Origin of the sequence: Streptomyces sp. NPDC005402 (assembly GCF_040606575.1) — a bacterium.
Taxonomy (GTDB): domain Bacteria; phylum Actinomycetota; class Actinomycetes; order Streptomycetales; family Streptomycetaceae; genus Streptomyces.
Map to the genome: position 1 here is coordinate 126481 of NZ_JBEXFB010000002.1, position 23928 is coordinate 150408.

Sequence of the window (23928 nt, forward strand, 5' to 3'; positions counted from 1 at the left end):
TCACAGCGAAGCGCTCGGCGCCTCGGGAAAGCCCAGCCGAGGCGCCAGCTCACGCGCCTCCTCCGCCCACTCGGCGAGAAAGGTCAGCGCCAGCCCCCGCTCCCGGTACCGGCGCTGCGCGGAAACCTCCCGCCCTCCCCCGTAGTCCAACTGCCGTTCCTCCCCCGCCCGAGCCAGCATCAGCGCGGTGAGCCAGTCGTACTTCACGGCCGACGCACACACCCCGAGCCGCACGAGCCGATCGTCCCCCCGCCACCCGCCGGCCCGGAGCCCCTCCAGATAGGCGTGATACGCGGCCGCCGCGTACCGGGGCAACCGGGCGGCAGGCAGGAACAGGTCGAAGACCGAGTCGGGAAGGTAGTTGCCGAGGTCCTCCCCGAGCGCACCGTCACCCGCGAACGCCCAGTCGAGCAGCACACTGCCCCGCCCGTCCGCCCGGACGTTCGCGGGCCACTGGTCGAGATGGCTGAAGGCGCGCGGCAGGGACTCCATGATCTGGAGGAACCACTCGCGGTCGTGATGGAGGCGGACCATGTCCCGGCGCAGCTCCGCGGGGAAGTGGTCGCGCACCAGAGGCTGTCGCCAGGCCTCGTCATCGTCGAGAAGCTCCAGCCCTACGGTCTTGCCGCCGATGTACTCGCGCAGGAACCGACGGGACAGCCAGGGTTCGTCGAGCGCGCCGACGGCCCCCTGGGCCGCCCCCAGACGGTGGGCGTGCCGTACATGCGCGTCGATCGACCAGCGCTCGGCAGGCTTGCCCTCCACCCGCTCCAGCCACAACGCCACATCTCCGTCCGCCCGCTCGACACAGGCGATCAGACGGGGCGCGCGGATGCCGTACGGCTGCCAGGCCCGGGCGAGTCCCGAGGTGTAGACGTCCGCCTCGCGCCGCCAGTAGTTCCAGTGCCGCGGGTCGTCGGAAGCCGCCCACGGTCCGGTGACGTCCTTGGTGCGGGTGAGGACCTTCAGCACCGCCCTGCGCTCTCCGGACGTGATGCTCCAGACGCCGCCGGTGACGCCGTTTCCCGGGTTGTGGGTGAGGGAGGAGGCGAAGGCCAGGCCCGTGCCGGGGCCGAGGACCTCCACCACTTCGGCGGCCACGACGTCGATGTCCAGTTCGGTCATGCGCGAGAGCGTAGGGCCATGTACCGGTCCCGGTGTTCGCGTACCGGACGGCCGCAGCCGTTTCCCTGCCCTTCGGCTAGCGTCGGGGTATGACCAGCGAGACCCCCGAAGTCCCCGATGTTCCCGCCCGCCCCTTCGCCGAGGCCCTCGCGGCCGGTCCGGTCGTGCTCGACGGCGGTATGTCCAACCAGTTGGAGTCCGCCGGACACGACCTGAGCGACGAGCTGTGGTCGGCGCGGCTGCTCGCGGAGCGGCCCGAGGCGATCACCGAGGCTCATCTCGCCTACTACGAGTCGGGCGCGGACGTGGCGATCACGTCCAGCTACCAGGCCACCTTCGAGGGGTTCGCCAAGCGCGGGATCGAGCGCGAGCGGGCGGCCGAACTGCTCGGCCTGAGCGTCGGGTTGGCGCGCGAGGCGGCGCGGCAGGCGCAGGCGAAGGGGGTCCGGCGGCCGCTGTACGTGGCGGCCTCGGTCGGGCCGTACGGCGCGATGCTCGCGGACGGCTCGGAGTACCGGGGGCGCTACGGCCTGAGCGTGGCCGAGCTGGAGGCGTTCCACCGGCCCCGGCTCGAGGTGCTGGCGGCGGCCGGACCCGACGTCTTCGCCCTGGAGACGATCCCGGACAGCGACGAGGCCGAGGCGCTGCTGCGGGCGATCCGCGGCCTCGGTGTCCCGGCCTGGCTCTCCTACTCCGTCGCGGGCGACCGTACCCGGGCCGGTCAGCCCCTTGAGGAGGCGTTCGCCCTGGCCGCCGACGCGGACGAGGTCGTCGCGGTCGGCGTCAACTGCTGCGTCCCGGAGGACGTGAACGGCGCGGTCGAGACCGCCGCGCGGGTCACCGGCAAGCCGGTCGTCGTCTATCCCAACAGCGGGGAAGTCTGGAACGCGGGCACGCGCGCGTGGGAGGGCGACTCGTCCTTCGCCCCGGAGCAGGTACGCGACTGGCAGGGGGCCGGGGCGCGACTGATCGGGGGGTGCTGCCGGGTGGGACCGGAGGCGATCTCGGGGATCGCGGGGGCGCTGCGCTGACTTCCGCGGTGCGCCTTCTCGCCGTAATCTCCCGGCGTCTCACGGCTGCGGGTTCGTCGTGGTTGCTCGCGCAGTTCCCCGCACCCCTGCGGGGCGTGCTGTGCGCCCCCCGGATTTCCCCCGCTCCCGCCCCTTAGCCTCGCCCCCCTCCCCCTGCTAGCCTCCCGCTCGGGAACCGGTTTCCATCGGTGTTGCCGCTGTTCCGAAGGGGGAGGCGGAAGAATGACCAGGAAAAGCGAGGACGCGAGCCGGAGCACGATCCGGGACGTGGCGGCACGGGCCGGGGTGTCCGCGTCGACCGTGTCACGGGTGCTCGGCGGGGTGTATCCGGTGAGCGCGGCCACCCGCACGCGCGTGATGCGTGCCGTACGCGAGATGGACTACGTCGCCGACGCGCGCGCGAAGGCGATCGCGGGCGTCGGCACGCCCACGCTGGCCTTCGTCCTCGAGGACATCACCGGGCCCTCGTTCGCCCTGATGGCGCACGGCGTGGAGCGCGAGGCGACCCGGCTGGGCCATCTGTGTCTGGTGTGCAGCACGGAGGGCGACGTCGAGCACGAACTGGAGTTCGTGGAGATGATGCGGGCCCAGCGCGCCGCCGCCGTGATCCTGGTGGGCGGCGCCGCCGACACCGTCGAGTACCGCGAGCGCACCCGGCGTATGGCCGACTCGCTGGCCTCGGCGGGATCGCGGCTCGTGCTGTGCGGCAGACCCCCGCTCGGCCCCGGGGCGCCCGTCACGGTCATCGAGTACGACAACGAGGGCGGCGCCTACGCGCTCGTCGCCCACGTCCTGTCCCAGGGCCACCGGCGGGTGCTGTTCCTCGGCGGCAGGGCCGACCACACCACCGCGCAGGGCCGTGAACGCGGGTATCTCGCCGCGCACCGCGCCCGCGGCCTGGACCCCGACCCCGCGCTGGTCCTGAACGGCGACTTCACCCGCGACTCCGGTCACCGCCTGATGCGCCGGGCCCTGAAGGAGGGCCCGAACTTCACGGCCGTGGTCGCCGCCACGGACATGGTCGCGGCGGGCGCCCTGACCGCCCTGCACGAGGCCGGACTCGAAGTTCCCGGTGACGTCTCCCTGGCCGGCTACGACGACATCCCCTTCGCCCGCGACCTGCACCCGGCGCTCACCACCGTCCACGTGCCCTACGCGGAACTGGGCCGTCTCGCCGTCCGCACCGCGCTGGGCCGCACGGCGGAGGACCCCGCCGAGCATCTCCTGGTGGGCACCCATGTGGTGGTCAGGGACTCGGTCGGGGCGACCGGCACCTGAGACCCGGCGGGGGCGGCCCTCAGTGCCGCCGCGCGAGCCCCGAGCGCCGCAGCCGTCGTACGACCGACCGCAGTTCCGCGGTCCGGGCCGGCCAGCCCTCCACCGGCTCCGACACGGGCGCCGTCTCCTCGGTGGTCGGGTCGGCCGTCCACACCGCGAAATCGGCGTCCCGAGGGCCGGACGCGAGGTAGGGGTCGCCCTTGCCGAAGATCTGCACGGGGTGGGTGGCGTCCCAGGGCCGCCAGCCGGGGTCGCCGTCGACGGCGAAGCGCACCCACGCCCCGTGCATGGCGTCGGCGAGCTCGGTCGGGGCGCCCTCACCCGCGAGCTTGGCCGACTCGGGGGTGTTTCCGGTGTCGAAGACGAAGCCCAGCTCCAGGGCGTGGCAGGCGCCGAGGTCCGGGCGGTCGGAGGGCCAGGCGAACTCGTAGACGTACGACGCACCGGGGCGGGCCTCGGCCAGGCGGTGCAGGGGGATGCGGAGGACGTGGTCGGTGACCATCTGGCCGACGATCTCGGCGGTGCCGGCGTCGGGGTGCAGGGCACGGTAGCCGCGGACCACCTCGGAACCGCAGTGGCAGCGGGCCATGGCACCGGCGAGGGCGACCGGGCCGAGCCGGTCGACCCGCTCCAGGAGTCCGCCGGGGACGAGCCAGAGGCGGTACTCGTCGCTGGTCCAGCCCAGCATCAGGTCGACGTCCTTCGCGATGCCGGGACCCGGCTCGGTGAGGGCCTCCAGGGGGTCGCGCGGCACGAGGTCGCCGTCGACCACGATCCCGAACGCGGGGCCGCCGAGGACCGGGCTGCTGAGCCGGCCCACCTCGGCCTGGGTGCGCAGCAGCAGGTCACGGTCCACGTCGGCGAAGGCCACAGCGGTGGCGGGGACCTTCAGCCGGGTGGCCATCCGGCGCACCATCCGCCGTACCTTGTCCCGGTCGCTCGCCTCCGGCGGCCCGCTCTGGAGGACCGCGCGCCGGAACAGGCCCTGGGCCTGCGGGGCGGCCAGCAGGGCTCCGGTACTGATCGCGCCGGCCGACTGCCCGGCCAACGTCACCCGCCCGGGGTCGCCGCCGAAGGCACGGATCGACTCGTGGACCCACGTGAGCGCGGCGAGCTGGTCGCGCAGGCCGGGGTTGGCGGGGGCGTCCGGGAAGAGGCCGTAGCCCTCCACGCCGAGCCGATAGTTCACCGAGACGCACACGACGCCGTCCCGGGCGAAGGCATGCCCGTCGTACACCGGCACCGCGGAGGATCCCCTGGTCAGCGCGCCGCCGTGCAGCCACACCAGGACCGGGAGCCGGGCCCCGGGGCCGGGCGCGGGCGTCCACACGTTGAGATTGAGGCAGTCGTCGCCGGGCACGAACGGGTCGGAGAGGTACTGCGCGAAGGCCTCGGAGTACGGCGGTTTCGGCGCCGTCGGCCCGAAGTCGACCGTGTCCCGCACGCCGTCCCAGGGCTCGGGCGGCTCCGGCGGCCGGAAGCGGCGGGGGCCGAAGGGCGGGGCCGCGTAGGGGATGCCCCGGAACACCGCGACGCCGCTCTCGTACCGGCCGCGTACGGCCCCGTACGGCGTGCCGACCACGGGATCCGCCTGGACTGCTGTCATCCGCCGGCCTCCTCACCGCGCTACTGCACCGTGAACAACAGAGCACCACATTTCGGCTCGGTATTCCGGTGCAGAGCGCGGTTCGGCGGCTACTTGGCGTACATCAGGGTGCCGAAGCCCAGCTGGTCGAAGCCGCCGCTGGTGGTGCCGTAGTCGCCGCCTCCTCCCTCGGGGGCGACGAGGTCGTAGTACATCTGCGAGATGTACTTGTCGTCGAGGCCCAGGCGCCGGTTGTAGTGGAAGTGGAGCATCGCCCAGACGGGCCGGATCTGGCCCCGGGAGGCGGCGGAGACCACGGTCTGGGACGAGGCGGCGCAGTTCTGCCCGGTGCCCCAGTTGTAGGTGGTGAAGGGGACGTCCTGGCCGAGGTTGTACTTCGCGACGTACTGGGCGGCCTTCATGAAGCGGCGGCTGTCGTACGAGTAGAGGTCGTCGCCCTGGTTCCAGGCCATCTCGCAGAGGGCGCCCATCTGGCCCATGCCCATGACGGTGTGCCCCTGGTCCCGGCCGGACTCCTGCCACTGTCCGAGCGCGTACCCGGCGGAGTCGGTGTACAGGTAGGGCACCGCGTGGGCGATCGAGCCGTTGCCCGCGCCGGACTTGAAGTAGGTCACGGCCTGGTCGTACTTGGCGCTGTCCTCGTTGAGGATGCCGATGGCCAGGACCGAGGCCATGTTGCACAGGTCCCAGTTGGCCCAGTAATTGGTGATGCAGGCGTCGTTGTGGTTGGTCAGGAAGCTGTTGTTGAGCGGGTAGAAGACCTTGGCCAGCATCTCCTGGGCGGCGGCGAGGTCGAATCCGCTGTAGCCGCGCATGAGTTCGCAGGCGTTGGCGAACTGCCAGCCGTAGATCCCGGCCGCGAGGAAGCGGTCGGCGTTGCCGGTGACCGAGGTCAGCGTCGTCGACCAGGCGTTGAGGATCTTCGCGGCGCACGCGGCGTTGGCCTCGGTGCCGCCGACCTGCCAGCGCAGGGCGTTCTGGTAGGCGGCGGCGATGTCGTTGAAGAGCAGGGAGTAGTTCTCGCCGGTGCCGCCGCGGATGATCGTGGCCGTGGCCCGGTTGGTCCAGGTGGACTGGGAGTGGGAGTTGGCGACCAGCTTGTTCCAGCCGGAGAGCCAGGGGTCGGTGCCCGCGGCGACCCTGACCTTGGCCCGGTTGATGTCGCCGGCGTTGTGCAGCATGCCGGGGTGGGTCCAGGTCGCGGGCGCCGCGTCCGCCGTGGTGGCGGCGAAGGCGCCGCTTCCCAGGGCGAGCGCGGCACCGAGACCACCGGCGGTCCTGAGCAGACCGCGGCGGCTCAACTCGGCTTGCCGGAGAGGCTCGTGGGGGGATGTGCGGCTCATGCTGTGCATCTCCATTCCGTGGGGGGAATCAGATGTGGATCACATGGGGGTGATGCTCACCTCGTCGAACTCGGAGGTGACGAGGGCCAGTGGGCTGCGGGAGCAGGCCACCAGGCCGACGTGGAAGGGGGCGTCACCGAAGCCGGGGATCTCGCCGGAGGCGAGGTCGGTCCAGGTGGCGCCGTCGTCGCCGGAGACGGACGCGGTGAAGAAGGTCCCAGTGCGCTTCAGCCGCAGCAGGGCGGGGAGTTGGACGGTGCCGTTGCCGGAGAAGGCGGAGGCACCCGCGACGGTCTTGCGCAGCATGAGCTGCGCTGTGGTGCCGCCGGTGACGATCACCCCGGCCGCCTGGTCGAACGGCGACAGCGACTTGGCCATCAGCAGCCCGACCCGGTCGGCGGTCGCCCCGGTGCGGGAGACCAGCCGGGCGGTGACCTGGCAGTCCCCGGTGACGGGCCGCCGTACGAACTGGCCTGTCATTCCCTGGTTGTTGACGCTCAGATCCACGCCCGCGCCCCGCACCACGAAGGTCCCGTCCTCGTGGGCGGTGCTGCCGGGGGTGAGGACGGCGGCCACGCCGAGCGTCCCGAAGTCACGGTCGTCGAGGACCACGTCACCGAGGTCGCCGTACGTCCACGGGGACGGCGGGGGTGTGCCGACCGTGAGGGTGAGGCCGCCGGTGCCGTCGCCGGCCGCGTTCCCGGCGGTGGTGGTGACGGTGAACTGGCCTGCCTCGCGGGGCGTTCCGTGGATCAGTCCGGTGCGCCTGTCGACGCGGAGGCCGTCGGGCAGGCCGGTGGCGGTGAACCGTACGGGCTCGTGGGAGGCCCGCAGAACGTGCCGGAACTCCACCCCCTTGTTCGTGAACGCCGTTGCCGCAGAGGTCAGTCGCGGAACCGAAGGGCTCGGCATCACCGCGGCCGCCGGCTCCGAACGCGGGCCGCGCCCGGCCGCGTTGGTCTTCGCGACGGCGTAGTGGTACGTGGTCCCGGGGGTGCCGGTGGCGTCCGCGTACTGGATGCGGGTGCCGGACCCGACCGGGCCGATGCCACTCGCGAGGGTGCGGTAGGGGCCGTCGGGGTCCGGCGCGCGCAGGACCTTGTAGCGGGCGGAGAGATCCGGGTCGGTCCAGGCCAGTTCGACGGCGTCGGAGCCCGCGCTCGCCCTCAGGTCCCCGGCCGTGCGGGCGGGTTTGGGCACGGACCAGATCTCGCCCCCGGACGCGGAGGTCACGGTGACGTTGTCGAAGGCACCGGTGCCGGTCTCGGCGTAGTCCGCGTCGACTCCGAGGCAGGAGGTGAGAAGCAGGCCCGCGTACGCGGTGCGCCCCAACGCGACCTCGGTGGAGCCGACTTCGGTCCAGTGGACGCCGTCCGGGGAGATGGCGCCGGTGCAGCGGCGGCCCGTGCGGGTCACACGGACCCAGTAGGGCATGCGCAACCGGTAGCCGTCGCCCGCTCCCTCGACGTACGGCGCCTCCAGCGGGGTCGCCGACTCGGGCAGGGTGCCGAGGCCGGAGATCGGGAAGGCCGCGCTCGTGGTGATCGCCGTCTGCTGCGAGGACGGCACCGGTGTGCTGCCGGTCGCGGAGACGGTGGCCCCCTTCGACGGCCGCACGGTCCACACCCCGCTCCAGGTGTGCAACGGCAGCCCCTGGATGACCATGGCGGCGTGGGCCGCGTCCGCGTCGAGGGAGTCCCTCAGGCTCACGCCGATCTTGGAGTACTGCGAGCTCAGCGGCCACACGATCCGTGCGGTGATCGTGCCGTCGCCGCGCAGGGGCAGGTGGACGAGCCGGTGGGTGTCGGCGGTGCCGCTCGCCTCCAGGACGAACCGCTCACCGTCGAAGACGGCCGAACCGGGGATCCTCACGTCCCCGATGTCCTGCGTCGACCAGGGCTCCGGGAGACCCGCGCTGGCCGAGGCGGGCGCTGAATCGCCGCTGCTACCGAGGGAGTTGGCGGCGATGACGGTGTAGTGGTACGTCCGTCCCGGGTGCACCCGGTCGTCCGTGCAGGTCGGCTTGTCGAGGCCGGTGGCGATCTTCACGTACGGCCCCTGGGGGCGCGTGGCGCGCAGGACGGTGTAGCTCGTGGCCCACGTCGAGGGCAGCCAGCTCACCGTGATCCCGGCCCGCTCCCCCACCGCCGTGACCCCCGCAGGGGCGGTCGGCGCGCTGGGGGCAGGTGCCGTGGCCCCTGCGTACGTGAACGTCCCCCAGCTCGGCAGGTCGTCGTTGCTGCCCTCGACGATCCGGGCGCCGCCGCTGCCCCGGAAGACGGCCGCCTTGGTGTACGGGGTGTCGAGGCCGCGGACGCCGGCGTAGTGGGCGTAGGCCATCTCGTAGATCGGGGGCAGGGTGCCGCGGCCGGTCGCGGAGACGGTCTGCTTGATGTACTTGCCGGTGCGGTCGAGGTCGGGCGTGAAGGGGACGTCGTTGCCGAGGTTGTAGCGGGCCGCGTACTCGAAGTTGGCGAGGACGCGGTTGTCGTCGTAGCCCCACAGGTCGACGCCCTGGTTCCAGGCGACCTGGGCGATGTCACCGGTCAGACCGACCGCGAGCTGTTCGTGGCCCTGGTCGCGGCCGGCCTCCTGGCCCTGGCCGGCCTCGGTGACGACGCGGTGCGCGATGCTGCCGTTGCCGGCACCGGCGGCCGCGAAGCGCAGCGCGTCCTCGAAGAGGGTGGGCTCCTCGCAGAACACGCCGATGGCCAGGATGGTCTGCAGGGCCGTCAGGTCCCAGTTGCCGTTGGCGTAGAGCATGTAGCCGGAGACGGCCGGATACCAGACGTCCAGGAAGGACCGTTCGCAGCGGGCGATGTCCGCGTCCGCCCAGCCGTCGTAGCCGGTGTGGCGCAGCAGTTCGGCCGCGTTGACGAACTTGAAGGCCTGGAGTCCGGCGCCGAGCGGGCCGTCGGCGCCCGTGATCATGGTGAGGGACGCCGACCATGCGTTGAGGAGGTCGCGGGCCTTGTCGGCGTTGGCGCGGTCGCCCGTGACGGCCCACATGAGGGCGTTCTGGTAGGCGGCGGCGGAGTCGGCGACGGCCTGGTTCTGGAAGTTGGTGGGGCCGCGGCCCCAGGAGGTGATCTGGCCGGTGTTCTGGATGGTGTACGTCGACTTCGAGCGCGCGTGGGCGGCGAACGCCAGGTAGCCGTCGTAGACCGGGGACTGCTTGGCGGCGACGGCGGCCTTCATGCGGGCGAGGTCGTCGGCGGTGTGCAGGAGGCCGGGGTGCGTGAACGCGCGGGAGTCGTCGGTGCGTTCGGCGGCCCGGGCGGTGGCGGGTGCGAGCAGTCCGTTCGCACCCGCCACCAGCAGCAGGGCGGCCGTGCCGCCGAGGAAGCCCCGGCGGCTCGGGGGGAGGTCGGTTCCGGGACGGCTGGTGCTCATGACGCGGCGGCCGCCTCGGCCTCGGCGGTGGTGAGGAACTTCAGGTTCGTCACGTGCTCGTTGGAGAACCACTGGATCGTGTCCGTGGTGTAGTACCAGCTCGGCTTCTTCATCGAGTCGGCGACGACCAGCCCGTTGATCACCAGGTTCTCGAAGGTGACGTCCTTGATGGCGTGCTTGGCGTCATAGCCGAGGAAGAGCGAGGGCTTGGCGTTCGTGCCCGTGTAGCTGAGGTTCTTCACGTAGACGTTCTCGATGCCGCGGCCGACCGAGGTGTTGTACTTCGTGTTGTACATGACCTTCATGTAGATGACCTGGCCCCAGCGGAAGTCCTCGATCCGGATGTCCTCGATGCGGACGTTCTTGATCAGGTTGGAGTCACCGGGGTTGAGGGCGATGCAGCCCTGGTAGTTCATCTGCGGTTCGCGGTGGTCGAGGATGTCGATGTTCTTGAAGCGGAGGTTCTTCAGCACCTCGGGGTTGTCGGTGTTGCCGTGCGTGCCGACGTTGACGGGGTGGGCGACGTCCGCCCAGAGGGTGGAATTGCGGACGGTGATGTCCGTGGTGTCGCCGTAGTAGTCCCAGCGGTGGGTGTAGATGGCGATGCAGTCGTCGGAGTTGCGCATGAAGACGCCGTCGATGACGACGTTGCTGGAGCAGAAGACGTCGATGCCGTCGCCCCAGCCCTTGTTGCTGAAGGAGCCGAGCCCCTTGATCGTGACGCCGGTGGCCTCGCCCAGCTGGACGGCGTAACCGTTCGGGTTGAGCACGGTGACGGCGCCGATGGAGATGTTCCGCGAACTCTCCACCAGGGCCCCGCCGCCCGCGGTCCCGGCGAGCACGCCCCGGCCGGCGATCCCGGCGTGCTCCACGTTCCGGAAGATCACGGTCGCCTTGAGGACGGCGCCGCCGTCGAGGTACACGGTCTTGCCGGACGGGACGAGCAGGGTGCCGTCCGCGGTGGTGTGGACGCCGGGGCCGTAGTAGAGGACGTCGGGGTCGTCCTGCGCGGGCTTCTTCTTCTCGACGGCACGGGCGAACAGGTGGAGGCAGTCGAAGATGTCGTCGTTGATCTGGACGACGACGTTGCGCGGCTGGTCGAGCGTGAAGCGCAGGGTGTCACCGAGCACCTCGGGCTTGATGCCGTAGGAGTCCGGTCTCACGCGGACCTTGGTGGTGCCGCCCTTGAGGTAGGTGACCTCCACCTCGACGGAGCCCTGGAAGTCGAAGTACGCCAGCGAGGAGTTGTAGGTCTTGCTGGAGCCGGTGGTGGGGTTGATCTCGCCCAGCTGGGGCCGCCAGATGTCGAGGGTCTGCCACTCGCCGTCGGGGGCGGTACGGACCCGCACCTTGAAGCTGGTGTTCGTCGGCATCGCGGACGGGCGGGGGTAGGTCACCAGCTTCGGCGTGACGGCGGCGGTGTCGTCGGCCCGGGCCGCCGTGGCCGTCAGGTTGGTGAGGCCGGCGGCGAGCACGGTGGCACCGGCCGCCTGGAGGGCCGTACGGCGGGACAACGGCGTGTTCATTCGGAACTCCTTGCGAACAGGGGTACGGGGACGGCTACTTGAGGCCGGTCGTCGACATGCCGGCAACGAAACCGCGCTGGGCGACGAGGAAGATCAGCAGGATCGGGACGACGTACATCACCGAGGCCGCGGCCTGGAGGTTGGTGACCGGGGTGCCGGCCGAGGTGACGTAGGTGGACATGACGGCGACCGCGAGGGTGGTGCGGTCCGTGGACAGCAGGAGCTGCGGGGCGATGTAGTCGCCCCAGGCCCAGGTGAAGGCGATCACGAAGCTCGCGGAGAGCACCGGCCAGGACTGCGGGAGGAAGATCCGCCAGAAGATCGCCGCGTAGCCGCAGCCGTCGACGATCGCCGCCTCCTCCAGCTCGCGGGGCAGGCCCGCGAAGAACTGCCGGAAGAGGAAGACCAGATAGGGGGCGGAGGACAATCCCCACAGCACCCAGGGCCAGTAGGTGTCGACCATGCCGAGCTTGGCGAAGATCAGGTAGGTCGGCAGCAGGGTGATCATCTGGGGCAGCATCATCGAGCCGAGCAGGATCCCGAACAGGGTCTTCTTGCCGGGGGCTTCGAGGCGGGCGAAGCCGAACCCGACCCAGGCGGAGCTCAGGGTGACGAGGGTGGCGTAGATGAGCGCGATGATCAGGGAGTTGCGGGCGTAGCCGAGGAAGTCGATGAGGTTGAAGGCGTCGGCGATGTTGTGCCACTGGACATGGTCGGGCAGCCAGTGCACGGGTGAGGCCGCCAGCTCGGCCGGGGTCTTGAGGCCGGAGATCACCAGCCAGCCGAAGGGGCCGAGGAACAGGCCGGTGATCGCGACGAGAACTGTGTAGAGGACGAGGCGGTTGACGCGGAGGCGGGGGCCGCGCTTCGGGGTGAGGCTGGTGGCGGTGGTAGCGGTGGTGGCGGTCACTTCTTCGCCTCCGGGTCGACGTTGTAGAACACCACGCCGGACGTGGCCTTGAAGATCACTCCGGTCGCGACGAGGATCAGGACGAAGAGCACCCACAGCAGCGCGGAGGCGTAGCCGTAGCGGCCGAACGCGAAGTACTCCGCGAACACGTGCATCATGTAGAGGTAGTTGGACTGCGGGAGCGCGGTGATGCCGGCCGGGGTCGGGTCGGGGGCCAGCAGCAGCGGCATGATGGTCTGCACCGAGGCGATGACCCCGGTCACGGTCTGGAAGAGCAGCACCGGCGACAGCAGCGGCACCGTGATGCTGCGGAAGCTCCGCCAGGCGCTCGCGCCGTCGATCCGGGCCGCTTCGAGGAGCTCACGGGGGATGTCCTGGAGCCCCGCCAGCGAGATGATCATGATGTTTCCGGCCGTCCAGAGGACCGTCATGATCAGTACGTAGCGGGCGTAGGGGTCGGCGAGCCAGCCGAGGGCGTCGATGCCGAAGAGGTTCAACGCCCCGTTGGCGGCACCGGAGTTCTGGTCGAAGAGCTGCTTGAACGCGATACCCGCGCCCACCGGGGGCACCACCGCCGGCAGATACAGCAGGGTGCGGAACAGCCCGCGCGCCCTGAGCGGCCGGTTCACCAGGACGGCGAGCCCGAGCCCGGCGATGATCGACAGCGGCACCGAGGTGATCGCGAACAGGCCCGTACGGCCCAGCGACTGCCAGGTCTGCGAGTCGGAGAACAGTTCGCGGTAGTTGCCGAACCCGACGTAGTGCCAGTGCGGCGAGATGCCGTCGAAGGTGGTGAAGCTCAGCCACAGCGCGTACGCCATCGGCGCGATGGTCAGCAGCGCGAAGCCGATGATCCAGGGTGAGGCGAACATGTAGAACGCCCGGTGCCTGCGGGTGGCGATGGAGGTGGTCGGCCGGGAAGCGGCCGGACCCGCCGCCGGGGCGGGGCCGTGTCGCTCGGCGACTTCGGAGATCTGATCGACCGTCATCCGACCTGCTCCTTACCGCGCTTGAGCTGCTCGTTCATGGCCGAGTTCAGGCGTCCTGCGAGCGTGTCGACGGACATGCCGCCCGTCATGGCGGCCGGGGCGATCTGGTTGAAGAGGGCGAGCAGCGAGTCGGCACTGGCGTACGGCGTGAAGGCGATCACCGAGTAGCGCTTCAGCTCGGCCTCCTGCACCGTGAGCACCCGCTTCTGGTAGTCCTCCTGGTCGGGCATCAGCGGTCGCAGCGACTTCAGGGTCGGGATGCCCCAGCCGCCGGAGGCGCGCGCCTTGGCCGGCGCCTCGCCGAAGAACCACTCGAAGACCCGCCAGGCGGCGTCCTTGTGGTGCGACTTGCTCGGGATCCAGAAGCCGGTGCCGGCCTGGCAGGGGCTGACCCGTCGGCCGCCCTCGAAGTACGGGGCGGGGGCGAGCCGGGACAGCGGCGCCAGCTTCTTGTCCGCGTTGATCAGACCGCCGAGCCAGTACCCCGAGTTCGACATGGCGAGCCGGTTCGCCTGGAAGGTGGGCCCGTCCCAGGTGTTGGGGTCGGGCTGGATGATGCTGGGGCCGACCTTGGTCCGGCAGTAGTCGACGTACCAGCCGAGCGCCTTGCGGGCCTCTGGGGTGGTGAAGTCGACCCGGGAGTAGTCGTCGGTGAAGAGGTTCCCGCCGGCGGCCACGGTGAGGCTCGCCAGGAGGTTGGGGGTGAGCACGCCGTTGTAGCTGCCGCCGAACACGGTCGTCTGGCCGTTCCTGCGGCGGGTGAGCCGCTTGGCCTTGTCCAGCCACTCCTCGTAGGTGACCGGGTCCAGCTCGGGCGGGTAATCGACGTCGGCCTGGTCGAACAGGGCGGTGTTGTACCAGAACATCGAGTCCTGGGAGAAGTCCTTCGCCATGCCGTAGCGCGGGCCCTTGCCCTGGGTACGGCCGTCGTAGCGCCACAGGTCGTTCACCGGGTCCAGGTCGTCCGGCCGGAGAACGCTGCTCTTCGCGAAGTACGGGTCCAGGTCCTCCATCACGCCCCGGGCCGCGTAGTACGGGGCGTCCACGGCACCCACCCCGCGCACCAGGTCCGGCGGGTTGCCGTTGGTCATCATCGCGATCAGCTTGCTGGTGCTGTACAGCACCGTGTTGATCCTGACGCCGATGTCCTTCTGGGCCTGCTTGATCAGCTCCGGCGAGAGGTCGTCGGCCTTGGCCATCACCGTGACGGTCTCGCCGGAGCCACCGACCGCGCTCGACACCTGCATCGCGCAGCCGCTCAGCGCCGCCGCCCCCGCCGCGGCACCACCTGCGGAAAGGGAAAGAAAACGGCGGCGGCTCAGCGCGGCACCGGCATGTGGGCGCACGACGCCCCACCTCCTGCTCTGTCCGTTCATGGGCACGCGGCGAACCGGTAGACAACCGGTTGCTGCGTGTGGCAGAGCTTCGGCCCTGTCCGGAAACGGCGTCAAGAGGCTTGACGAACTTTCGAAAAGACTGTGTAACCTCGCCGACACCACACGGACAGAGAAACCGGTTGTCATCCAGGGCTCTTCAGCGATTGACCACCGCTCGATGCCAGACCTACGGTAGATCTGCCGTAGAAGACGTTTTCAGAAACTGTTTCCACTCAGTGTGTCAGGAGTGACATGCCCAGCCCTCAGCCACCCAGGGCCGTGTTCGCGATGGATCCCGTACACCTCCCCCTGCTCTTCCCCCCACCCCTGATGACCCGGCTGAGCGAGGCCGCCGACCTCGACCCCGCGCTCGTCGTCCAGGACTTCACCGACCCGCGTGCGGCGGACGCCCTGACCAGGGCCGACGTACTGATCACCGGCTGGGGCTGCCCCCACCTCGACACCGGTGTCCTCACCGCGGCGCCCCGGCTGCGGACCGTCCTGCACGCCGCCGGCTCGGTCCGCTCACTCGTCGGCGACGCCGTGTGGGAACGCGGCGTCGCCGTCTCCAGCGCGGTCACCGGCAACGCCCTGCCGGTCGCGGAGTACACCCTCGCGATGATCCTGCTGTGGGGGAAGGACGCGTTCGACCACCGCGAACGGTTCCGGATCACCCACGCGTATCCGCCGCCCGCGGAGACCGCGGCCACCGGCAACGTCGGGCGGCGGGTCGGGGTCATCGGGGCGTCCCGGGTGGGGCGGCGGCTGCTGGAGCTGCTACGGCCCTTCGACTTCACGGTGCTCTTGCACGACCCGTACGTCAGTCCCGCGGAGGCCGGCGCGCTCGGGGCCGAACTCGTGTCGCTGGAGGACCTGTTGCGGCGCAGCGACATCGTCTCGCTGCACGCGCCCGACATCCCTGAGACGTACCGGATGCTGGACGGGGACCGGCTCGGACTGATCCGCGACGGGGGCGTGCTCATCAACACGTCCCGCGGAGCGCTGGTCGATCCCGACGCGCTGGCCGATGAGCTGGTCTCCGGGCGGCTGCGGGCGGTGCTCGACGTCACCGAACCCGAACCGCTGCCCGCGGAGTCGCCGCTGTACCGGCTGCCCAACGTGTTCCTCACACCGCACATCGCGGGGTCGCTCGGGAACGAACTGGAGCGGCTGGGGCGGATCGTGGTGGAGGAACTGGAGCGGGTGGCGGCGGGGGCGGGGTTGATGCATGAGGTGCGGTACGCGGACATGGGGCGGGTGGCTTGAGCTTCACCTGGCCCGGGGGCTACTTCACCTGGCCCGGGGGCTACTTCACGTGCTCGCACTACCTCGGTTCGGTCGCCTCCGGGGGCGCCCCCACGGCCGGTGTCCGGGGTGCAGTTCTTGTCGGTGGGCACTTGCCGCCCGTTGGCACTACGCCGTCGGACCAGTGCTGGAGTAACAATGGGATACGGTTTCCGGACCCTGGGTCCTGGGTGGCCGGGTCACTATCGCTAAGGAGCCGCAAGGGTGAGTCAGCGCAAGGCGTCCGGGGACGTCGGTCGGGCCACCATCCGGGACGTGGCCGAGCGGGCCGGGGTGTCCGTGGCCAGCGTTTCGCGCGTGCTGTCCGGGAACTATCCGGTCTCCGAGGACCTCCGGCGCAGGGTGATGAAGGTCGTGCGCGATCTGGACTACGTCACCAACGCGCACGCCCGGTCGCTCGCCGGGGGCGGCACACCCACCGTGGCCATCCTCATCAACAACATCACCGGCGCCGCGTTCGCCCACGTGGCCAAGGGAGTTGAGGGAGCCGCCACCCTGCGGGGGTGGTTGTCCCTGGTGGGGACCACCGGGGACGACCCCGAGCGTGAGCTCGCCCTCGTCAACCTCATGCGCCAGCAGGGGGTCGCGGCCGTGGTGCTGCTCGGCGGGGCCTACGACTACGACGAGTACCAGCTGCGCATGGCCCGGTTCGCCCGTTCCCTGGACGCCGCCGGGTCTCATCTCGTGCTCGTGGGACGGCCGCCGCTGGAAGGTGACGTGCCGGCCACGACCGTCGACTACGACAACGAGGGCGGGGCCTACGCCATGGCCAGCCACTTGCTCTCGGCCGGCCACCGGAGGGTTCTCGTGTTGCCAGGACATTCCGAACTCACGACCGCCCAGGGGCGGTTGATGGGGGCCCGGCGTGCCTTCGAGGCGTACGGCGTGCCGTTCGAGGCGTCCATGGTGCGGCACGGGGCCTACGACTACGAGCACGGGTACGAGGCCGTCGAGCAAGGCCTGCGCGACGGGCTCGAGTTCACCGCCGTCCTCGCCGGCACCGATGTCGTCGCCGCCGGGGCCATGCAGGCGCTGCGGGCGGCCAAGCTGCGGGTGCCCGAGGACGTGTCGATCGTCGGGTACGACGACATCCCGCTCGCCTCCCAGCTCACCCCGCAGCTCACCACCGTCCATGTGCCCTACGAGGAGATGGGACGGGTCGCCCTGCGCGCGGTCGCGGACCGGCGTGAGGGCGGTGGAACGCGGCGCCGGGGGGCCGACGGGGACCATCTGGTGCTGGGCACCCATGTCGTCGTACGGAACTCAGTACGGCCGCCCGCACCACCCCGATAGCAACAGAAGAAGAGATCGTTTCGTAAACGGTTTCCGCCGCTGGGCGGGGCTCGGTCCGGCGGGCTTCCGGCTGTGCCTCATTCGCTCCGGCGCGCCTCTGAGCTGGCAGTACATCAGGTGGGGCGCGGGCTCGTGGGCGCGTCCGAACCTAACCAGGTGGACAAACCGGCGTAACAAAATTGCCGTCTCCCTCTTGCTAACCACCGGGCCCGCGGCCTACCGTCCCAGCAACCGGTTACTACAGCTTCTGCTGGGCCGACCCCCCGCAACCGCGAGCCGATGAACTTCCGGCCGCCGTTTCCGGCCGACACCGAGCCGTCGATCCCCCTCTCTCCTCTCCGAGACGCCCTACTTTCCGAAGGAACACGGTCAGATGAACTTCAGCAGCCCCCGGAGAAGGTTCGCCCGCGTCGCCGTTGCGGGACTCGCGTTGTCAGGTCTGCTCACCGCCTGTGGCGGGTCGGACGATTCCGGCGACTCGCAGTCGTCCGGACCGGTCACCCTCCCCTTCTGGGGCTGGGCGAACGGCCAGGACGCCGTCGTCAAGGCGTTCAACGCCTCGCACAAGGACATCCAGCTGAAGTACACGAAGGTCACCGACCAGCTGACCATGCAGAAGCAGCTGACCAACGCGGTGAAGGCGGGCAACGCGCCCTGTCTCGTGCAGAACACCGCCGAGTACGTCACCAGCTGGGTCGCGCAGGGCGCGCTCGCCGACATCACGAAGTACGTCGAGGGCGAGAAGGGCAAGTTCAACACCGGGTCGTGGGCGAGCGCGCAGGTGCAGGGGAAGTCGTACGGCGTACCGACCAGTTCGTCGCCGAACTTCACCATCTACCGCACCGACCTCTTCAAGAAGTACGGCATCGAGCCGCCGGCGACCTGGGACGAGTTCATCGCCGCGGGCAAGGTGCTGAAGAAGCACGGCATCAAGATCACCAACTACGCCGGTGAGGACCCCAGCACCCTTGAGGTGCTCGCCATGCAGGCCGGGGCCCACTGGTACTCGATCGACGGCAACTCCTGGAAGGTGGACTTCCAGGACGCGGGCACGCTGAAGGCCGCCAAGGTGATCCAGGAGATCATCGACAACGACCTCAACAGCAAGCTGTCCTTCGCCGACTACGCGGCCGTGCAGCGCAACTACGACAACGGCGGCACCGCCACCCGGCAGATCTCCACCTGGCAGATGGCCGGCATGGTGCAGAACTTCACCAAGTCCTTCGGCAAGTGGGGTCTTTCGCCCTGGCCGACGTTCACCGGTGAGGCCGCCAAGACCCCGGCCGGCACCAACCTGACCGGCAGCGTGACCCTGGTGACCAAGGGCTGCAAGAACCAGGAGCAGGCCGCCGAGGCCGCGCTGTGGATGTCCACGAACACCGGCGCGGTGAAGATCATGGCGAGTCCGACCACCGGCAACGGCGTGATGCCGGCGCTGGCCGACAGTGACTCGTACGTGCCCGAGGCGGTCTCCGAGAAGCTGCTCGGCTCCCAGTACCAGGCCGGTCAACAGGTCGTGAAGGACAGCCTGAAGACCGTCACCACCGACTGGACCTTCGGGCCCGACTGGACCGCGATGTTCACCGAGATGCAGGCCGGCTGGGCCAAGGTGGTCAGCAAGGAGCAGACGGTGACCGAGCTGCTGGCGCACATGCAGGAGTGGACGGTCAACGACCTGAAGTCCCGCGGCATCAGCGTCAAGGGCTAGAGGCTTAAGGGCTGCTACTGATGATTCGCTCACTGCGCTGGAAGGGTGCCGCCTTCACGGTGCCCTTCCAGCTCGGCTTCGTCTTCCTGTACCTGCTGCCGATCGGGTACGCCGTCTATCAGTCGCTGTACCGGTCGCACTCCTCCGGGCTCGGGCTCGGTGGCACGACCGACGAGTTCTCCGGTCTGGACAACTACCAACAGGGCCTGACCGACTCGGCGTTCATGGGATCCGTGCTGCGGGTCATGCTGTTCGCCTGTGTGCAGATCCCGGTCATGCTGCTGGTCAGCCTGGTGCTGGCGCTCTTCCTGGACGCGCTCGGCTCCAGGACGGCCGGACGGTTCCGGATTCTGCTGCTGGTGCCGTACATGATCCCGGGCGTGGTCGCGGCCATCGTGTGGCTGAACCTCTACAGCCCGGACGTCGGCCCGCTCACCCCGCTCGGCGAGATCTTCGGGTTCTCCTGGAACTTCTTCGCGCCCTCGATGGTGTGGCCGTCCATCGGCAACCTGCTGACCTGGCACGGCATCGGTTACAACATGGTCATCATCTATTCCGCGCTCCAGGGGGTGCCCCGCGACCTGTTCGAGGCCGCTCGGCTGGACGGGGCCTCCGAACTGCGGATCGCGCGCAGCATCAAGATCCCGTTCGTGCGGGGGGCGCTGGTGCTGACCGGGATGCTCTCCATCATCCAGATGCTCCAGATCTTCAACGAGCCCGCGCTGTTCCGGAACGTCACCCCGCAGACGGTCAGCGACTCCTTCACCCCGATCATGATCATCTACAACCAGGCGTTCAACGCCGGCAACTACCACTACGCGGCGGCCCTTTCGGTGCTGCTCGCCCTGATCCTCGGCGTCGCCTCCTTCCTCTTCTACCGGTTCACCTCGAAGGAGGCCGACTGATGACCCTCGTCGAGGAACCCACGAAGAGCACGCCCGTCCGGCGGCTCACCAAGCCCGATCCGGCGGCCCGTTCGCGTGGCGGGCAGCGGTTCCTGCTCGTCGGACTGTCCCTGGCCAGCGTCTACAGCCTCTTTCCGGTGTGGTGGCTGGTCGTCGCCGCCACCAAGGACCGCACCGGGCTCTACCAGTCCAACGGCCTGTGGTTCTCCGGCTGGCATCTGTGGGACAACCTGCATCAACTGTTCACCTACGAGCACGGCATCTTCCTGCGCTGGACGGCCAACTCGTTCCTGTACGCCGGTGTCGGCTCGCTGGGTGGCACGCTGCTGGCGCTCGCCACCGGTTACGGCCTCGCGCGCTTCGACTTCCCCGGCCGCAACCTGGTGTTCGCGTGCGTGGTTGGTTCCTTCCTGATCCCCATCGCGCTGCTCACCCTGCCGCTGTATCTGCTGTTCTCGGAGATCGGCCTGGTCGACACGCCCTGGGCGATGCTGATCCCCTGTCTGATCAACCCGTTCAGCGTGTACCTCGCCAAGGTGTACACCGAGGCCACGATCCCCTTCGAGCTCCTTGAGGCGGCCCGTATCGACGGTGCCGGGGAGCTCAGGATCTTCTTCAGCATCGTGCTGCGGATGATGACCACGGGCGGCGCGACGGTGTTCCTGCTGGCCTTCGTGAACACCTGGAACGCCTTCTTCCTGCCGCTGACCGTGCTGCGCGGCGAGAACAACTGGACGCTCAACATCGGCCTCTACAACTGGTCCGGCAAGCGCCTGGAGTCGGGCGTCGACCTCACCAGCCTGGTCCTCACCGGAGCTCTGCTGTCCATCGTCCCGATGGCGATCATGATGGTCGCGATGCGCCGCTACTGGCGTTCCGGAGTCACCCTCGGAGCCCTCAAGTGACCCTGCTGCACAACCCGGTGATCCGCGGCTTCGCCCCCGACCCGTCGATGGTCCGCGTCGGCGACCGGTACTACGTGGCGACCAGTTCCTTCGAGTGGTTCCCGACGATCCCGCTGCACCGCTCCCGCGACCTCGCGCACTGGGAGTACGCGGGCCATGTGCAGGGCGCCGTCCCGGGCGACTCCCTTGCCGGCGTCCCCGATTCGGGCGGCATCTGGGCACCCTCCCTGAGCTGGGACGGCGAGCGGTTCTGGGTGGTCTACTCGATCGTCCGCTCGGTCGGAACGCCGTACTTCGACACGGACACCTATGTCTGTACGGCGACGGAGGCGTCCGGCGTCTGGTCGGCACCGCGGCGGATCGCGAGCCATGGTTTCGACCCCGCGCTCTTCCACGACGCCGAGGGCCGGCTCTGGCTGCTCAACCTCCAGAACGACCACCGCCCCGGCGGCCGGCGCTTCTCCGGGATCGTGCTGACCGAGCTGGACCGGAAGACGCTGGCGCCCGTCGGTGACACGCATCTGCTGCTCCAGCACGAACGGCTCATCGAGGGGCCCAAGCTCCTTCGGCACCAGGACTGGTACTACCTGGTCCTCGCCGAGGGCGGTACCGGTTTCGAGCACGGGGTCCTGGTCGCCCGCAGCCGGGACATCACCGGCCCGTACGAGCTGGACGACCGGCCGCTGCTGACGTCCCGGGACGATCCGTCGCTGCCGTTGCAGAAGGCGGGGCACGGCGAGCTGGTCCAACTGCCGGACGGCAGCTGGGTGTTGAGCCACCTCACGGCCCGCCCGTTGGACACGCCGGCCGGGCCGCGCTGCCCGCTGGGCCGGGAGACGGCGATCCAGGCGGTGACCTGGGACGCGGAGGGCTGGCCGAGGATGCGGCACGGGGGTTCGCATCCTTCGGTCGAGGTCGACATACCGACACTTCCGGCATCGGGGGCGGGGGCCGGGGTGCCTACGCACGCCCACCGGGAAGGCGAGGCGGGCGCACGGAAACGTGCGGAGCAAGGGGGCGAGGCGGGTGCACCGACATCCCCTCAGCCCGGAACCGAGACCGGCACACCCGCCCACGCCCACCCGGCGACCGACCCCGACACACCGACACCTGCGAAACCAGGGGACGAACCCGGCACACCGGCAGCTCAGTCGCCAGAGGCCCGGGCCGCCGCCGACATACCGCCGCATTCACCCTCCGCGGCCGAGTTCGCCGTACCGACACTTCCGCACCCACGGAAGCACCCCGTGGTCTCCGAAGCCCCGTTGGGCTGGCCCTGGAGCACTCTGCGGGCCGCGCCCGACCCCTCCTGGGTCGACACCGCTGCCCGCCCCGGTTGGATCCGGTTGCGGGGGCGGCACGGGCCGGAGTCGCGGTGGGCGCACAGTCTGCTCGCCCAGCGAATCACCGAGCACCGGGCGGAGGCCGAGGTCACCGTGGAGGCCCGGCCGACGTCGTTCACGCAGGCCGCCGGACTGCTCCTCTGGTACGGCACCGAGTCGTATCTGGCCCTCGACCTGACGTGGGCGGAGCCCGAGGGCGAGGAGCAGCGCGGTCAGCAGTGGCGGGGCGGCGGGCGGACCGTGCTCAGCCTGGTCGAGCGGGACGAGGGCAGCACCCGGCAGGTGGCCGTGGTCGACGTCGGCACAGAAAGCGCCTTCACGCTAGGGGTCACCGTGGCGGACGGGCTGGCTCGATTCCGGTACGTGGGCGCGGACGGCACATGGACGCCCGTCGGTCCGGAACTGGACTTCACCCGCCTCTCCGACGACCACGGGTCCAAGCTCCGGTTCACGGGCGCCATGGCCGGAATTCATGCCGTGGACCTGGTCGACGCGGCGTTCACGGCCGACTTCACGGGGTTCCGCCTGAGTTGCGGCTAGCGTTCGAGGTTTCGAAAGTCAGGAGGACATGAAGACCCGCTGAGCCCGACCTCTTCCCGACTTCATCGGTGCGAACCTAGGGTAGGAAGCGCTTACTGTTTCGCGCTGGTCGAAACTTTCATGGCCCACGGGCGGGCCGGAGAGGTGGTTCCCGATGGTCCGCACGGGGAGTGCGAGCGTGGCGGCCGGTCCCACGCTGGCGGTCGTGGCCCGGGAGGCGGGCGTGTCGGTGCCGACCGCCTCCAAGGTGGTCAACGGCCGTGAGGACGTGGCCCCCGAGACCCGTCGCCGGGTCACCGAGGCACTGGACCGGCTCGGCTATGTCCGCAGACCGAGGTTCGACGCGGCGAAGTCGTCGGGACTCGTCGACCTGGTCGTGCACTCGCTGGAGACCTCCTGGTCGGGGGCGGTGCTGCACGGGGTGGAGGCGGCCGCCCACGACGCGGGGCTGGAGGTGGTGGTCTCGGCCGGACTGACCCGGAACCGGGCGGGGCGCCCGGATCGCGGCTGGATGGACAAGCTCACCGCACGAGGCTCCTCCGGTGTGCTGTTCAACCTGGCCGAGCTGACGTCGTCGCAGTACAGCTGGCTGGACCAGCACCGCATTCCGTACGTCCTGATCGACCCGGTCCTGGAGCCGCCGCCGGGCGTGGTCTCGGTGGGCGCGGCGAACTGGCAGGGCGGGGTCACGGCGACCGAGCACCTGCTCGCGCTGGGCCACGAGCGCATCGCGGTCGTCGCCGGTCACCAGCGCAAGATGTGCAGCAGCGCGCGCGTGGCGGGCTACCGTTCCGCGCTCGCGGCGGCGGGGATACGACAGCGGCCCGAGTACGTCCGCCACGCAGGATTCGACGAGAGCGCGGCCCACCGCCGCACGCTGGAACTCCTCGATCTGCCCGAACCGCCCACCGCGGTCTTCGTCTGCTCCGACCACATGGCCCTCGGCGTGTACGAGGCCCTGGCCGAACGGGGCCTGCGCGTCCCCGAGGACATCAGCGTCGTGGGCTTCGACGACCTCCCCGAGGCCCGCTGGACCACTCCGGCCCTCACCACGGTCCGTCAGCCCCTGTCGGAGATGGCGGCGACGGCCCTGCGCCTGCTGGTCCGCATGATGGAGGGCGACCGCCCGGAGAGCACCCGGACCGAGCTGTCGACGCGGCTGGTGGAGCGGGCGAGCACGGCCCCGCCGCCCCACTGACCCGTCGACCGGCTGCAGCGGCCACCCACCACCGGATGCGTTCAGCTTCGGTCATCTGCGGGCGAGGGGAACTGGCCGGGGCGGACGGGCGTCCGTCCGCGTCCCCGGGCCGGCGGGGGTCGGTCCGTCCGGCGTACGGCGGTGTGGTCCGGGA

General features: G+C 70.2%; 17 protein-coding genes. 9 read left to right on the forward strand and 8 right to left on the reverse strand.

Annotated elements, in window-relative coordinates:
• Positions 1-1125, reverse strand: coding sequence for an aminoglycoside phosphotransferase (locus ABZT02_RS03755; protein WP_356013884.1), 1125 nt, complete (start codon positions 1123-1125; stop codon positions 1-3).
• A gap of 89 nt (positions 1126-1214) precedes the next feature.
• On the opposite strand from ABZT02_RS03755, the gene mmuM reads away from it, so the two are divergent.
• The gene (gene mmuM / locus ABZT02_RS03760) at positions 1215-2156 is read left to right on the forward strand and encodes a homocysteine S-methyltransferase (protein WP_356013886.1); all 942 of its coding nucleotides are present in this window, start codon (positions 1215-1217) and stop codon (positions 2154-2156) included.
• Positions 2157-2378: 222 nt separating this feature from the next.
• Entirely contained in the window at positions 2379-3434 is a 1056-nt protein-coding gene (locus ABZT02_RS03765) for a LacI family DNA-binding transcriptional regulator (RefSeq protein WP_356013888.1), read from the forward strand.
• Positions 3435-3453: 19 nt separating this feature from the next.
• Here ABZT02_RS03765 and ABZT02_RS03770 read toward each other — a convergent pair whose 3' ends face one another.
• From ABZT02_RS03770 to ABZT02_RS03800, 7 genes are all read right to left on the reverse strand, one after another.
• Positions 3454-5040 (reverse strand): carboxylesterase family protein, encoded by a 1587-nt coding sequence (locus ABZT02_RS03770; protein ID WP_356013889.1) that lies wholly within the window; start codon positions 5038-5040, stop codon positions 3454-3456.
• Between the two features lie 89 nt (positions 5041-5129).
• Entirely contained in the window at positions 5130-6383 is a 1254-nt protein-coding gene (locus ABZT02_RS03775) for an alginate lyase family protein (RefSeq protein WP_356013890.1), read from the reverse strand.
• 39 nt (positions 6384-6422) lie between these two features.
• Positions 6423-9776 carry an alginate lyase family protein gene (locus tag ABZT02_RS03780; RefSeq protein ID WP_356013891.1) on the reverse strand — a complete coding sequence of 1118 codons (3354 nt, stop codon included), beginning with the start codon at positions 9774-9776 and terminating at the stop codon, positions 6423-6425.
• Positions 9773-11302, reverse strand: a complete 1530-nt coding sequence (locus ABZT02_RS03785; RefSeq protein ID WP_356013893.1) for a glycosyl hydrolase family 28 protein — start codon at positions 11300-11302, stop codon at positions 9773-9775. The genes ABZT02_RS03780 and ABZT02_RS03785 overlap by 4 nt, the downstream gene beginning before the upstream one ends.
• A 34-nt stretch (positions 11303-11336) precedes the next feature.
• Positions 11337-12212, reverse strand: a complete 876-nt coding sequence (locus ABZT02_RS03790) for a carbohydrate ABC transporter permease (RefSeq protein WP_356013894.1) — start codon at positions 12210-12212, stop codon at positions 11337-11339.
• The gene (locus ABZT02_RS03795; RefSeq protein WP_356013896.1) at positions 12209-13201 is read right to left on the reverse strand and encodes a sugar ABC transporter permease; all 993 of its coding nucleotides are present in this window, start codon (positions 13199-13201) and stop codon (positions 12209-12211) included. The genes ABZT02_RS03790 and ABZT02_RS03795 overlap by 4 nt, the downstream gene beginning before the upstream one ends.
• Complete coding sequence (locus tag ABZT02_RS03800; protein ID WP_356013898.1) at positions 13198-14547, reverse strand: extracellular solute-binding protein; 1350 nt, start codon at positions 14545-14547, stop codon at positions 13198-13200. Before ABZT02_RS03800 ends, ABZT02_RS03795 begins: the two co-directional genes overlap by 4 nt.
• Before the next feature lie 282 nt (positions 14548-14829).
• Here ABZT02_RS03800 and ABZT02_RS03805 point away from each other — a divergent pair, with 282 nt between their 5' ends.
• The 7 genes from ABZT02_RS03805 to ABZT02_RS03835 all read left to right on the forward strand — a co-directional run bounded on the left by ABZT02_RS03805 (position 14830) and on the right by ABZT02_RS03835 (position 23774).
• Positions 14830-15843 (forward strand): hydroxyacid dehydrogenase, encoded by a 1014-nt coding sequence (locus tag ABZT02_RS03805; protein WP_356013899.1) that lies wholly within the window; start codon positions 14830-14832, stop codon positions 15841-15843.
• A 243-nt stretch (positions 15844-16086) separates the two neighbouring features.
• Entirely contained in the window at positions 16087-17175 is a 1089-nt protein-coding gene (locus ABZT02_RS03810; protein WP_356013901.1) for a LacI family DNA-binding transcriptional regulator, read from the forward strand.
• A gap of 373 nt (positions 17176-17548) precedes the next feature.
• On the forward strand, positions 17549-18883 hold the full coding sequence (locus ABZT02_RS03815; RefSeq protein ID WP_356013903.1) for an extracellular solute-binding protein: 1335 nt from the start codon (positions 17549-17551) through the stop codon (positions 18881-18883).
• A gap of 20 nt (positions 18884-18903) precedes the next feature.
• Entirely contained in the window at positions 18904-19788 is an 885-nt protein-coding gene (locus tag ABZT02_RS03820) for a sugar ABC transporter permease (RefSeq protein ID WP_356013904.1), read from the forward strand.
• Positions 19788-20693 (forward strand): carbohydrate ABC transporter permease, encoded by a 906-nt coding sequence (locus ABZT02_RS03825; protein WP_356013906.1) that lies wholly within the window; start codon positions 19788-19790, stop codon positions 20691-20693. The genes ABZT02_RS03820 and ABZT02_RS03825 overlap by 1 nt, the downstream gene beginning before the upstream one ends.
• On the forward strand, positions 20690-22576 hold the full coding sequence (locus ABZT02_RS03830; protein ID WP_356013908.1) for a family 43 glycosylhydrolase: 1887 nt from the start codon (positions 20690-20692) through the stop codon (positions 22574-22576). The genes ABZT02_RS03825 and ABZT02_RS03830 overlap by 4 nt, the downstream gene beginning before the upstream one ends.
• A gap of 154 nt (positions 22577-22730) precedes the next feature.
• Positions 22731-23774 carry a LacI family DNA-binding transcriptional regulator gene (locus ABZT02_RS03835; RefSeq protein ID WP_356013910.1) on the forward strand — a complete coding sequence of 348 codons (1044 nt, stop codon included), beginning with the start codon at positions 22731-22733 and terminating at the stop codon, positions 23772-23774.
• The last annotated feature ends 154 nt before the right edge of the window (positions 23775-23928 follow it).

Bases quoted from the DNA above. Each gene is read 5' to 3' on its own strand.
- ABZT02_RS03755 (WP_356013884.1), bottom strand. From the start codon at position 1,125: ATGACCGAACTGGACATCGACGTCGTGGCCGCCGAAGTGGTGGAGGTC.
- mmuM (WP_356013886.1), top strand. From the start codon at position 1,215: ATGACCAGCGAGACCCCCGAAGTCCCCGATGTTCCCGCCCGCCCCTTC.
- ABZT02_RS03765 (WP_356013888.1), top strand. From the start codon at position 2,379: ATGACCAGGAAAAGCGAGGACGCGAGCCGGAGCACGATCCGGGACGTG.
- ABZT02_RS03770 (WP_356013889.1), bottom strand. From the start codon at position 5,040: ATGACAGCAGTCCAGGCGGATCCCGTGGTCGGCACGCCGTACGGGGCC.
- ABZT02_RS03775 (WP_356013890.1), bottom strand. From the start codon at position 6,383: ATGAGCCGCACATCCCCCCACGAGCCTCTCCGGCAAGCCGAGTTGAGC.
- ABZT02_RS03780 (WP_356013891.1), bottom strand. From the start codon at position 9,776: ATGAGCACCAGCCGTCCCGGAACCGACCTCCCCCCGAGCCGCCGGGGC.
- ABZT02_RS03785 (WP_356013893.1), bottom strand. From the start codon at position 11,302: ATGAACACGCCGTTGTCCCGCCGTACGGCCCTCCAGGCGGCCGGTGCC.
- ABZT02_RS03795 (WP_356013896.1), bottom strand. From the start codon at position 13,201: ATGACGGTCGATCAGATCTCCGAAGTCGCCGAGCGACACGGCCCCGCC.
- ABZT02_RS03805 (WP_356013899.1), top strand. From the start codon at position 14,830: ATGCCCAGCCCTCAGCCACCCAGGGCCGTGTTCGCGATGGATCCCGTA.
- ABZT02_RS03815 (WP_356013903.1), top strand. From the start codon at position 17,549: ATGAACTTCAGCAGCCCCCGGAGAAGGTTCGCCCGCGTCGCCGTTGCG.
- ABZT02_RS03820 (WP_356013904.1), top strand. From the start codon at position 18,904: ATGATTCGCTCACTGCGCTGGAAGGGTGCCGCCTTCACGGTGCCCTTC.
- ABZT02_RS03825 (WP_356013906.1), top strand. From the start codon at position 19,788: ATGACCCTCGTCGAGGAACCCACGAAGAGCACGCCCGTCCGGCGGCTC.
- ABZT02_RS03835 (WP_356013910.1), top strand. From the start codon at position 22,731: ATGGTCCGCACGGGGAGTGCGAGCGTGGCGGCCGGTCCCACGCTGGCG.